Raw genomic sequence first — 10,720 nt, 5'->3', positions numbered from 1 at the left:
TTTCAAGTACCGCGGAAGCACGGTCCACGGCTCTCTTAAATGCTCTTGAACCAACTTGAACTATCGCCCCATAGCTTGGCGGCCCAAAATCAGTAAAAATTCCGGCTCATCTGCTTTAGCGTATCAATGTGCAGATCACTGAATTTATGCCCAGGCCGTTCGTCAAAGCTGGCGACGAGACACAGCCAGCAGCGAAACAATCGTCTGCTCGGCAGCGTGACGGCTTGCCGTCAGCGACGAATCCCTGAGGCCCGATTCTTAGCTGATGAACTTCGCAGCGTCGTTCTTCTCGATCCATTTCATCCGATGCTTGAGATCGTTCGATAAGGCCTGCCGCCGGAAGGGTGTGAGCTTCTTCCATGCTTTGATCTCCTCGAGCGTGCGGCCGCATCCGACGCACCATTTCTTACGCGGATCGAAAGCGCAGAGGTCGGTGCAGGGAGATTCGATTTTCATATCGACGGTTATTTCATGTAGGCGCGGACGACGTCGATCAGTTCGAGGGCGCCATCGTCTCTTTGCGACTGCTCCAGCTTGCCGTCGGCGACGTGGTGACGGATGTGATCCTCGATGATTTCGCCCATCAAGCCGTTGATGGCGCCGCGCACGCCGGCGATCAGTTGGAGAACCTCGGCGCAGCCCTTCTCTTCATCGAGGTGGCGTTCGATCGCCTCCATCTGTCCCTTGATCCGACGGACCCGGTTCAGAAGCTTATTCTTCTCTCGGCTGGTATGGGACATACGAACGGCTCCCCGGCGACGTGACTGGTTGAACGGGCTTGCTAAGCCGCTTTGGCCTCCACCTCAACCGTAACATGCGACAGATCATGGATCGCCGCCAGCTTTTCCCGGTAATAGGATGGTGCCTTTGGTTCGGCGGCGACAATCGAGACGATCGCGCCGTGATGCCCCGGGCCAAGCTGCCAGACGTGCAGATCCTCGATCTCGCCGCCCTCGGCGACGATGATCTCACGAATTTCCTCCGGTAGGTCTTCGCCATCGGGGATGTAATCGAGGAGGATACCGCCGGTGTCACGGATCAGGCTCCAGGACCACCGGGCGATGACCAGCGCGCCGACGATGCCCATGACGGGATCGAGGGCCGACCAACCATAGACACTGCCGGCGAGAAGCGCCACGATGGCGAGAACCGATGTCAGCGCGTCCGCCAAAACGTGAACATAGGCTGCGCGCAGATTGTTGTCTGCACCGCCGTCATGATGGCCATGGTGATCGTGGCCATGCCCATGATGCGAATGGTCGTCCTTGAGCAGCCAGGCGCAGACCAGGTTGACGACGAGACCCACGATCGCGACGAAAATCGCCTGCTCGAAATCGATGGGGATCGGAGATCGGAGCCGAAGCAGGCTTTCCCAGCCGATGAGCAGCGCCACCAAGGCCAGGACCACCGCGCTCGCAAAGCCGGCGAGGTCACCGAACTTGCCCGTGCCGAAGGAGAAGCGGCCGTCGGCGGCGTATTTGCGAGCATAGAGATAGGCGAGCGCCGTGATCAACAGCGCCGCTGCATGCGTCGACATATGCCAGCCGTCTGCGACGAGCGCCATCGATCCGTAGATATTGCCCGCGACAATTTCGGCAACCATCATCGAAGTGGTAATGGCAATGACCACCCAGGTGCGCCGGGCGTTGCGGTCATGATTTCCACCGAGGAAAACATGCTCGTGCTTCGCGTTCAGCGAGCGGTGAACATGATCGCCGCAGTCGTGGTGATGGTCATGCACGTGACCATGCGTGCGGGGGGTGCTCATAACTGCCGCGCTCCGGGAAATGACTCATTTTGATATAGGGGGGTATACTATATGTTCAACGCTTACAACATTCGATTCGCGCGAAATCTTCATCGGTGAAATGCTCCCAAGGATGATGGTGGCGAGAGCCTTGGCCGAGATATACGTGCCCGCCACGCCGTGAATAAGGGACGTCCACGAACTGGTGCTCGGTTGCAAGGGGATAGCCGCAGGAAGGTATGCGAAAGCCTTGTCCGACACGGTCCCGTGCATTCCGGGCATGTAACGAGCGCCATCTCACATTCATCGGAGATGAATTCCACGCGCCCGTTTTTCTGACGGCCTTCGGGATTGTCAGAGCCATCGGCGTTTCGTTGGGCGCGACAGGTGTGCTCTTGCCCTTGCCGGCGGTGGCCATCGCGGAGGCCACGCACTGTCGGACAGCCAATCTCTTACCGAGGAAGCGCGTCGTTCCGAAAGTTCCCGATCATAGGCCTCCGTGCCCTTCGAGTGGGTATACCCGCCTTCGCTCTTATTTTCCTCGCGATGCGCGGTAATGGAAGTCCGCCCCACGGAAGCGACTCCCAGCGCGCTGTCGCTCCTCGTCGGTGCGTTCACCGTGTCCGCTGCCCGCCCATGGAGGGCGCCAGCGTGACGACGACGAAGCCGCATTGATCGTCAAGCGCCAAGCCTGATCGAGCCGCCTATCGGGCGGCTTTCTTCTTAAATCAGATTCATTGTGCAGTGCAGCAACTATATTGCTGCTGAGGTGTTAGGGTATATGCGCTAATCCGGCGCGCCCCTGGAGCACCCGATGAGATCCCTGTCCGATACGCTCGAACGCCTTGCCCGGTTGCGCGCGGTGAAACCCGACGCCCCGACCGGTTCCATTCTTAGGAAGTTTGATCAATTCGGGAGCAACCCCGGTGCTCTGACCGCATGGTACCACGTGCCGAAACATTTGCCTGCTGCGCCGGCCCTGGTTGTTGTGCTGCACGGCTGCACGCAAACCGCCGCCGGTTACGACGCCGGTTCCGGCTGGTCCGCGCTGGCGGAGGATTACGGTTTCGCCGTTCTCTTTCCGGAACAGGTCCGGCAGAACAACGCGAACCTGTGTTTCAACTGGTTCAATACCGCCGATACAAGACGCGATGAGGGCGAGTCCATGTCCATCCGGCAGATGATCGGCGCGGTGGTGACCGAACATCGCATTGATGATCGCAGGGTCTACATCACCGGCCTCTCGGCCGGCGGCGCCATGGCGAATGCGATGCTGGCTTGCTACCCGGACGTTTTTGCCGGTGGCGCCATCATCGCTGGCCTTCCATACGCATCCGCGTCCACCGTGCCGGAAGCATTCGATCGCATGCGCGGGCAAGGACTTCCCAAGACGAACGCCCTGCAAGCAAGCCTGCGCGCCGCGTCACGGCATGAAGGCACGTGGCCAACAGTTTCCGTCTGGCACGGAGCGGATGACAACACGGTGGTGACGGAAAACGCGGCGGCGATCGTCGCGCAGTGGCGCGGTGTGCATGCATTACCGGAACAGCCGATATCCTCAGAGATGTTCGCTAATTATTCCCGGTCGGTCTGGCGCGACCGGCGCGGCACGGATGCAATAGAGCTCTACCAGATCTCCGGGATGGCCCACGGGACACCCGTTGATGCCTCCACCGGCTATGGCCACGCCGCGCCCTTCATGCTGGATGTCGGCGTTTCCTCAACCATTGAGATCGCAAGGACATGGGGCCTCGCAGCCTCCTTCGAGCGCCGCGAGCGCCCGAAGGCCGAAACTTTCGATGAGCGACCAGCCGGACACCCGAGCGACGGTGGTGGGAACAAAATTCAATCCGTTATCGAGAACGCGTTGCGCTCGGCCGGGCTTATGAAATGACATGATCTTGTCTTGCGCAAGGCATCTCCTCGGGTTCGCGCGTGGATGCTGGCGACTTAAGGATTCGCCCTTACAAGTCGTGCTCATCATCCGAGGCCGAAGGCAAATTCAGGTCGAAGACGGTCGGTACTAGCCATTCAGGCCTACTGCTTGGCATCGAGAGCTAGGGCCCGGTGAACATCATCGTACGAAACCTGAAGGCGTTGGCGAACGATCGAAGATGAAGATAGGCGCGGTATCTCAAGATGAGTGGCTACGCGCTTGTAGGCGGGGAAGCTCAATCCGGCGATGAGTTCTTCGTCGACTATTAGACGATAGGTGCCGGCCTCTTGCGTCTCAACGAGTGATTCAAGGCGGAAAGGCCTGTGGAATGTAATTTCTTTCTCAGTCGTTCTCATCACGCGTTCACCCTGTAATTTGCTGCTATTTGCAGCGGCTGAATTGGCGGCGGTCGGAAGCGCCCGATAGACGGCGCTTCGAATTCTAGACATGGTTTTCCGGCTTCTTAGCCGGCGCCTACCACAGCCAGCCATCAATGAGGACGTAGACGATCACAAGAATGCTTACGCCGACAGCGAACTGTGACGCTGTTGCAGCAACGAGATATCGATCTTAATGAGTTGCGAAGTTGGAAGACATGTCGTCCTCCTCTCTTTGGGGCCAGGGTAGCAAGCCCTCAAACAGCAGCGCCCGTAATGATGGCTGCTGGAATGACCACATTGCGCGCTTGTAGCGGCATTAGCAAGCGATCAAATCAGGCGATTGAACCCGTGCGCTCGGCCGCCGATTCTGCGTGGTGCTTGCAGGTCGCCTAGGTGACGACGATCTGACCTTTTTGCACGTACTCGGTCACGTCGAGATCAACGCGCTGCACGACAGCGAGGTCGTCGGCCACGTTCGGCGGCGCGAAGTGCAAGAAGTACGATGCGTTCCGGCTTTTCGAGCGCTCAATCTCAGTGTCGGACAGCTTTTGCCCCACATAGATACCGTCGCCCACTTCGTGCCCTTCGACCATCAAAGTTTGCTTCACGGTGAATTTCATAGGTTTGATGGTCATAGCTATGCCTCTATAGGGTTGCCGTAAGAACCAGTGCCACTCCGCCCCGAAAGGCCACACGCTACAACGCCGATGACGAGATCAGTGCGATTAGCCGAGCTAAACGTAGCACATCCCTATAGTTCGATCACGGCAGAATGAATTGCTACGTCTGATGAGTCGATAGGCCAATCCCGGCCGGCCGGCTTAGGCGGAACAGAGTTTCAGCGCGGTACGGATGAAGATAAGAGCAAAGCATAGCTCTTACGCTCGACAGGCGTATAATAACAGCAGCCGGTTCGCCTGATCCTGCCGGATCTGCTCGACCTCTACAAATATCTCGAAGCCTACATTGACCGGCATCGCGGCGTTTTGCTCGGTTCGGCAAAAGATCCCGGCACCTTGTTCGTCAAGACGGTGAAGACGACGAGCCTCGATGCGGCATACGACTCCACCAAGTTCTATGAAGCTTGGCGGACCGTGATCCAGAGGTATGGCATCTACAATCCCTATACCGGGCGCGGCGCCATCAAGGGGTTGCTACCGCATGGTCCTCATAACCTTCGCGACATCCTGGCAACCCACATCCTCAAGCAGACGGGTTCCTACGAGCAGGCGAGCTACGCGATCCAGGATACGCCGGATGTGGTTCAGCAGCACTATGGTCGGTTTCTTCCGCAGGACAAGGCGGCACTGGCAGCAAAAATCTTGAACCAGGTCTGGGAAGCCGCATAGGCCAGCCAAATCGAACCCAGGGCCCCATAGTACCCGAGCGGATGCGGAAATATCCGCCCGGGATCTGCGATCACGCTTCGTTGAAGCGGGAGGCCGCCGACCCTATGAGAGCCAGCCGATGACAATCCCGGCCGCAAAAAGCACGAGCACCATGACGAGGGTACTGCGCCAGACAGACGATGTGGGCTGTGCGCTAGCATATTCATTGTCCGGTCCGGGCGAACGATCCCATCCTGTCATTGTCCAGCCTCCGATCACGAGGGGCCATAGTAGCAAATTCACGGCGAACGGGAAATCAGACTTCATTCTCACCCTAGACTTGTCGGCCGGCTTCATGTGAGCCAGAATTCGGGCGGGGATTGGGGATGAAGAAACGATACTGGCTCATAGGCGCGCTGCTGATCTACGCGTTCGTCAAACAGACGGACGATGGATCAGCCGTGCCTTCGTCCCAGGATGCAGTGTCTTCTCGCGTTGAACGGGCAGTTGACATCGGACCGGTCGACGTTTCCGCAAAGCCGACGCGCGAACTCTCAAGCGTGAAGGTCGAGACGCCATCAAGCGACAGTCTAGAGCTTCGACCTGCCGATGCACCGATCCGCTATGTGTCGGGCAAACGCGTCGGGTTTCGCTCGGGTCCCTCAACGACCGATCCTATCATCGATCGTTTCGACGCCGGGAGAATGGTTTTCCTGATGGAGCAGGCGGGAGACTGGGCCAGAATTCGAGATGATCTCACCCAGCATGAGGGATGGATCGCCACCCGCTTCCTTTCCGAAACCGAGACCAAGACGAACGCCGCACCGGCAAAGACGGAGAAAAAGCCGGAGGAGATCGAGGTTGCCATCCCCGTCGTTCCGGACTCGGTCTTGATCCAGCGCATTATCGCGGAATCTCTCGACTCCTATCCGAGCTCATGTGCGTGCCCATGCAGCCGGGACCGCGCCGGCAGGCGCTGCGGCAAACGGAGCGCCTATAGCAGACCGGGCGGATACGCGCCGGTCTGTTTCCCAGGCGATGTCACCAAGGCGATGATCGAGGCGTTCAGGTCGCGGTAGTCCTCTGAGGGGTCGGGCTCATGGACGATGGAACCGGGTGAATATCTGCCGAAACATGCAAACAGATACGCACTTCGGTGGTGTGCCGTTCTGGCGATGCCTCACGCCTTGAAACGGTCAAGGGCGGTGAGGCGTCGGATCGGAGGATCGGCGTCGGGCCAGCGGTAGATTTCGGCGCGCAGATAGCGGAGCTCGTCGTCGAGCATGTCGTCAGCGACCTCGACCCACCAGCATTTCGGTCGCCCGTCGCTTCCATCCGACCATCGGTAGCCACGGGCCTTGAGATGGTCCTTCATTTCAAACGGGCTGTGCTCGGCAAAGATGCGAACCCGCGAGCGGTGGCTTGCCGCAAAGAGCTCGGCGAATGGTGTGTTACCCTGCGCCGGTCCGCCCTGAGCCAGGACCTCGAGCAGCGCGAAGCAGTCGTCGACGGCACGGTGTCCATCATGGAAGTAGCCTGCCTGCCCGATGAGGTAGCCGAGCTTCGTTCCTTCGAACCCTCGCGCCGACCAATCGACCTCGGAGACCGAGCAAGCCCATGCCTTCGGCGCGAAAGCCGAGGAAAAGGTTTCGCAGAAAGGACGGTCAAAGCCGGCATTGTGGGCGATGATCAGATCGGCGGGTTCAATGAGAGTCCGAACCTCGTCAATGTCGATCATCTGGCCGACCACCATGGCGTCCGTGATGCCAGTCAGCCGCGTGATGTCGGCGGGAACGGCGACACTTGGCTGCTGCAGTCCGCCATAAACGCCGGTGACATCGCCGAGGTTTCCAGCCGCGTCGAAGCTGAAGGCGACAATCCCAATCTCCATGATTTCGTCCTTGCGTGCATTGAGGCCTGTGGTCTCCGTGTCGACGATGACGCCGCGCAAAGGAAAACCGGGCCGCGGCGCATCCGTGATGAGGCGGGGCTCCAGTTTGCGCAGAATGCGAAAGCGGCCGGTTTCTTCGAGCCGGCGGACCATCTCGACTTCGTCCGCTAGGCCTCGCACATCGTGTGTGTACGGAGATTGGGCCTTCACTTCCGGCTCCCTCACCTCCCCCGTCCCGAACAAGTCGAACTGCTGCTTCATGCCACCTATCTCACATTGGCTAGCGCGTAACGCCGCGCGCTTGAGGGCTTCTTATAGAGCCTGCAGTGAACATTCGAAACTAGAGGACGTCGAAGTCGCAAAACAGGGCACGCTTGCTGCCCGAATTCTGAATCAGGTATGGGAGGCGGCATAGCTCTCCTACTAAAATCTTGATGGATGTAGCACTTAGTGCTATATAGACCAATGTCAGAACGAGTGTTCAAAACAGCGTGGTTTGCCAAGGCGGCAAAGAAGGCGCGCATCACCGACAAGGCGTTGTCGAAGGCAATCGATCAGGTTGCCCTTGGACAGGCCGACGATCTCGGCGGCGGCGTCTTCAAGAAGCGCCTCAACGACAACATGCATCGTTCAATTGTTTTGGCGAAGGCCGGGGAGTTCTGGGTGTTCGCCTATCTCTTCGCCAAGAAGGATCGGGCGAACATCGACGACGACGAGCTTCTGGCGTTCCGGAAACTCGCGGACCTCTACCGAGGCAAGGCGAAAGCCGACCTCGAAGCGGAACTCGAGATCGGCGCCTTATTGGAGATTGATCATGGCAATTAAACGCAAGTTCAAGAGCGATGCCTTCGAGGCCATCCATAGCGCGGTCGAAGGCATGTTTGCGGCTGGGACCATCGACAAGGAAACGATGCGTACCTTCGATGAGGACTGCCTTGTGATCCCGCAGGAACTGTCGCCTGGCGAGATCAAGGCGCTCCGCGAGGACAACCATGTCAGCCAGCCGGTCTTTGCCCGCTATCTGAACACGAGCCAGTCGACGGTTCAAAAGTGGGAAACCGGTGCCAAGCGCCCAAGCGGGCCGGCACTCAAGCTTTTGTCGCTCGTGCAAAAGCACGGGCTGCAGATGCTCGCGTAACTGAACCTCTGTTGGATGGTGGGTAGCATTCGAACTTTGAGCAAGTCCGAGCAGACCTATACCAGCCGTCAAATTCGAATTTCCGGGGGCTTCCAGATGACAAAGCAGCTTTGCCGCCATAGCGTGGCGGCATGAACGCTGAACATTGGTCCGATCGGGAAAACGACGCGGTCGTCGCCGTCTACTTCCAAATGCTGCTGGATGACCTGGCTGGTCGCACCTACAACAAGGCCATGAACAACAGGGGTCTTCAGCAGTCCCTTGGTCGATCCAAAGGCTCGATCGAGTTCAAGAACTGCAACATATCGGCCGCGATGATCGGCCTTGGGCTACCGTATATCAGGGGCTATCAACCTCGCTTCAATTTCCAGATGTCGTTGGCGGAGGCCGTTTCGAGGTGGCTGGCAAAGAACCCGTCATTTGAAGCGGCTAGTGCAACCATGGTCGCCCAACGCCATGTTGATACGCGAGCTCTGCCCTTTAGCTCGCCACCAACCATGACGAATGCTCCTCCTCCGGCTGAACTCTCGCAGCTCGAGGCGATTGCTCGTAGATTTGATGTGGCGGGAAGGGACGAGAGAAACCGCTCACTAGGAAAAGCCGGCGAAGAGCGCGTTTTCTATCACGAACGCGGGAATCTACTAGCCTCCGGTCGCAGCGATTTAGCAGACAAGGTCCGATGGGTATCTCAGGAAGACGGTGACGGCGCCGGCTATGATATTGCCAGTTTCGCGCCGAATGGGTCACCACGCCTCATTGAGGTGAAGACGACAAACGGGTGGGAGCGCACACCCTTCTACATCACGAGAAACGAGCTTGAGGTTGCAAACGCCCGACGACAGGAATGGAGCCTGGTCCGGCTGTTCGACTTCTCCCGTGAGGTTCGCGCTTTCGAGCTCCGACCGCCTCTCGAAGCGCACGTTTCTTTGATGGCGACACAATATCGCGCGTCCTTCAATTGAAATCTGCTGCAACGGCGCGGGCGGTTGGCGAAGTGGCTGCCGGCGAAGCTCAAGTCTTTTCAAGCTCCCGTGGCATTCAGGAGCACGCCTACGTGTGAGGGCGCCAAACATTTATGCCGATCTCGATGCCGCTTGATTTCTCTTTGTGAACATGGGGCCAGATTGGATGCCCTGATCCCCAAATGCCTGAACGTCCACTGGTTTCTGACTCTTGCGGATTCGCGCAAAAAGTTGGACGCTTTGCGTCGATATTACAACGAAGAACGTCCTCGCTCGGCGAGCGGGTGTAACGTCCCGATTGCCCTGCACAATCCCGGTGGCGCAGCCGTCCCTATCGCCATGGCATTGCCTAGGCTGGCCGATTCCGGCAAAGACACGAGCCAGTCTCCGTTCACTCGTGCCGATTGCCACTGAGAGCCGACCCGGCGGAGCAGTGCTCAGCGGAAATCAACAGCCTTCGTATTCCTGCTGATGGACGCGACGATCGTTGTCGAACGCAAGACAAACCGGAGATTGTAACAACACGCCTTGATTGCTTCCAGACCCCGGATAGATTGTGTGCCACGCGTTCTTCGACGCGTGGATTCGTGAACTTGCCTCCAGGTAGGCATAGCTTCTTCGGATCGAAAGCGACGACCTGGAGCATTTCGATGAGTGAGTTCCCGACACCACATAAGATGAAGCGAGAGGCCCATCGGGGAACACTGCGGCGGAAACGGGATGCACATACATGCGCCGCCTGGAACGACGCTTTCAAAGTCCTACGGCGAACCGAACGAAGCAATCTGGCAGCGACTTGTCGGCGCTCTCGAGCAATCGGACGTTCAGGATTTTGGCAAAACGGACAACTTATCGTTCGACGGCTACATGAACACCGTCCAGCGGTACCGCAAAGCCTACCGATTGCAGCAGTCAGCCAGCTCAGCGGCACGAACATACAGATGAGATAATATGATAGAAATCGCAGACCATTATTTCTTCGACTCGTCGGCACTTCTCGACCGGCTTAGTAGCGGTTTGAAATCGTCCACAAAGGAGGTCGTGTTCGTCCTCGGCGCACCGCTGACGGCCCCGCACGCAGGCAACCCGGGTGTCGGTGACGTAAACGCGGTGATCCAGCTGATACGTGACGAGTTTTCGACAGAAATCGAAAACCTGCGGAAGCTCGACGCGGAGATACATGCAAGCGACAATCTGTTGATTGCCACTGAGAACTGACCCGGCGTTTCCACCGAGAATTGACCCGCCTATTAGGTATGTTTCGGGTCTGCGGTCGTGGTCAAGTTTCTCGTTTTCTCCTTTGTCGTTTTGGGCTCGTGCGCTGAGCTGTTCTTGAAG

Annotated in this window: 11 protein-coding genes and 2 pseudogenes; 8 read left to right on the top strand and 5 right to left on the bottom strand. The window is 58.2% G+C overall.

From position 1 onward, the window contains the following. Nucleotides 1-258: 258 nt before the first annotated feature. Genes ACOZKU_RS05190 through dmeF form a run of 3 tightly spaced genes read right to left on the bottom strand, consistent with a single transcriptional unit; the run spans nt 259 to nt 1,768 of the window. Nucleotides 259-456 carry a DUF1289 domain-containing protein gene (locus ACOZKU_RS05190; protein ID WP_421577962.1) on the bottom strand — a complete coding sequence of 66 codons (198 nt, stop codon included), beginning with the start codon at nt 454-456 and terminating at the stop codon, nt 259-261. Nucleotides 457-464: 8 nt separating this feature from the next. Beyond that, nucleotides 465-740 carry a metal/formaldehyde-sensitive transcriptional repressor gene (locus ACOZKU_RS05185; protein WP_421577961.1) on the bottom strand — a complete coding sequence of 92 codons (276 nt, stop codon included), beginning with the start codon at nt 738-740 and terminating at the stop codon, nt 465-467. A gap of 41 nt (nt 741-781) precedes the next feature. Further along, a complete protein-coding gene (gene dmeF / locus ACOZKU_RS05180; RefSeq protein ID WP_421577960.1) occupies nt 782-1,768 on the bottom strand; it encodes a CDF family Co(II)/Ni(II) efflux transporter DmeF in 987 nt (328 codons plus the stop codon). A gap of 793 nt (nt 1,769-2,561) precedes the next feature. Here dmeF and ACOZKU_RS05175 point away from each other — a divergent pair. Continuing rightward, on the top strand, nt 2,562-3,641 hold the full coding sequence (locus ACOZKU_RS05175) for an alpha/beta hydrolase family esterase (protein ID WP_421577959.1): 1,080 nt from the start codon (nt 2,562-2,564) through the stop codon (nt 3,639-3,641). A gap of 811 nt (nt 3,642-4,452) precedes the next feature. Here the strand turns inward: ACOZKU_RS05175 and ACOZKU_RS05170 are convergent. Then, on the bottom strand, nt 4,453-4,698 hold the full coding sequence (locus ACOZKU_RS05170; protein ID WP_421577958.1) for a hypothetical protein: 246 nt from the start codon (nt 4,696-4,698) through the stop codon (nt 4,453-4,455). Nucleotides 4,699-4,965: 267 nt separating this feature from the next. On the opposite strand from ACOZKU_RS05170, the pseudogene ACOZKU_RS05165 reads away from it, so the two are divergent. Then, nucleotides 4,966-5,412 (top strand): annotated as a pseudogene (locus ACOZKU_RS05165) (hypothetical protein); the annotation flags it as partial. A gap of 365 nt (nt 5,413-5,777) precedes the next feature. Next, nucleotides 5,778-6,470, top strand: a complete 693-nt coding sequence (locus tag ACOZKU_RS05160; RefSeq protein ID WP_421577957.1) for an SH3 domain-containing protein — start codon at nt 5,778-5,780, stop codon at nt 6,468-6,470. Nucleotides 6,471-6,571: 101 nt separating this feature from the next. Here ACOZKU_RS05160 and ACOZKU_RS05155 read toward each other — a convergent pair whose 3' ends face one another. Further along, nucleotides 6,572-7,543, bottom strand: coding sequence for a 3'-5' exonuclease (locus ACOZKU_RS05155; protein ID WP_421577956.1), 972 nt, complete (start codon nt 7,541-7,543; stop codon nt 6,572-6,574). A 204-nt stretch (nt 7,544-7,747) separates the two neighbouring features. On the opposite strand from ACOZKU_RS05155, the gene ACOZKU_RS05150 reads away from it, so the two are divergent. From ACOZKU_RS05150 to ACOZKU_RS05130, 5 genes and pseudogenes are all read left to right on the top strand, one after another. Then, nucleotides 7,748-8,107 carry a type II toxin-antitoxin system RelE/ParE family toxin gene (locus ACOZKU_RS05150; protein ID WP_421577955.1) on the top strand — a complete coding sequence of 120 codons (360 nt, stop codon included), beginning with the start codon at nt 7,748-7,750 and terminating at the stop codon, nt 8,105-8,107. Continuing rightward, on the top strand, nt 8,097-8,420 hold the full coding sequence (locus ACOZKU_RS05145) for a helix-turn-helix domain-containing protein (protein ID WP_421577954.1): 324 nt from the start codon (nt 8,097-8,099) through the stop codon (nt 8,418-8,420). Before ACOZKU_RS05150 ends, ACOZKU_RS05145 begins: the two co-directional genes overlap by 11 nt. 131 nt (nt 8,421-8,551) lie before the next feature. Then, on the top strand, nt 8,552-9,382 hold the full coding sequence (locus ACOZKU_RS05140; RefSeq protein ID WP_421577952.1) for a DUF3883 domain-containing protein: 831 nt from the start codon (nt 8,552-8,554) through the stop codon (nt 9,380-9,382). 180 nt (nt 9,383-9,562) lie between these two features. Beyond that, a pseudogene (locus ACOZKU_RS05135) lies at nt 9,563-9,694 on the top strand (integrase core domain-containing protein); the annotation flags it as partial. A 639-nt stretch (nt 9,695-10,333) separates the two neighbouring features. Then, nucleotides 10,334-10,600, top strand: a complete 267-nt coding sequence (locus tag ACOZKU_RS05130) for a hypothetical protein (RefSeq protein ID WP_421577951.1) — start codon at nt 10,334-10,336, stop codon at nt 10,598-10,600. Nucleotides 10,601-10,720 lie beyond the last annotated feature (120 nt).

The sequence above is a fragment of the Shinella sp. M31 genome (assembly GCF_049199205.1).
Classification (GTDB): domain Bacteria; phylum Pseudomonadota; class Alphaproteobacteria; order Rhizobiales; family Rhizobiaceae; genus Shinella.
The sequence above is the reverse complement of the archived record's forward strand: the minus strand, read 5'-3'. Positions and strand labels throughout refer to the sequence as shown.

Bases quoted from the DNA above. Each gene is read 5' to 3' on its own strand.
- ACOZKU_RS05185 (WP_421577961.1), bottom strand. From the start codon at position 740: ATGTCCCATACCAGCCGAGAGAAGAATAAGCTTCTGAACCGGGTCCGT.
- ACOZKU_RS05145 (WP_421577954.1), top strand. From the start codon at position 8,097: ATGGCAATTAAACGCAAGTTCAAGAGCGATGCCTTCGAGGCCATCCAT.
- ACOZKU_RS05140 (WP_421577952.1), top strand. From the start codon at position 8,552: ATGAACGCTGAACATTGGTCCGATCGGGAAAACGACGCGGTCGTCGCC.
- ACOZKU_RS05170 (WP_421577958.1), bottom strand. From the start codon at position 4,698: ATGACCATCAAACCTATGAAATTCACCGTGAAGCAAACTTTGATGGTC.
- ACOZKU_RS05160 (WP_421577957.1), top strand. From the start codon at position 5,778: ATGAAGAAACGATACTGGCTCATAGGCGCGCTGCTGATCTACGCGTTC.
- ACOZKU_RS05175 (WP_421577959.1), top strand. From the start codon at position 2,562: ATGAGATCCCTGTCCGATACGCTCGAACGCCTTGCCCGGTTGCGCGCG.
- ACOZKU_RS05155 (WP_421577956.1), bottom strand. From the start codon at position 7,543: ATGAAGCAGCAGTTCGACTTGTTCGGGACGGGGGAGGTGAGGGAGCCG.
- ACOZKU_RS05150 (WP_421577955.1), top strand. From the start codon at position 7,748: ATGTCAGAACGAGTGTTCAAAACAGCGTGGTTTGCCAAGGCGGCAAAG.
- ACOZKU_RS05130 (WP_421577951.1), top strand. From the start codon at position 10,334: ATGATAGAAATCGCAGACCATTATTTCTTCGACTCGTCGGCACTTCTC.
- ACOZKU_RS05190 (WP_421577962.1), bottom strand. From the start codon at position 456: ATGAAAATCGAATCTCCCTGCACCGACCTCTGCGCTTTCGATCCGCGT.
- dmeF (WP_421577960.1), bottom strand. From the start codon at position 1,768: ATGAGCACCCCCCGCACGCATGGTCACGTGCATGACCATCACCACGAC.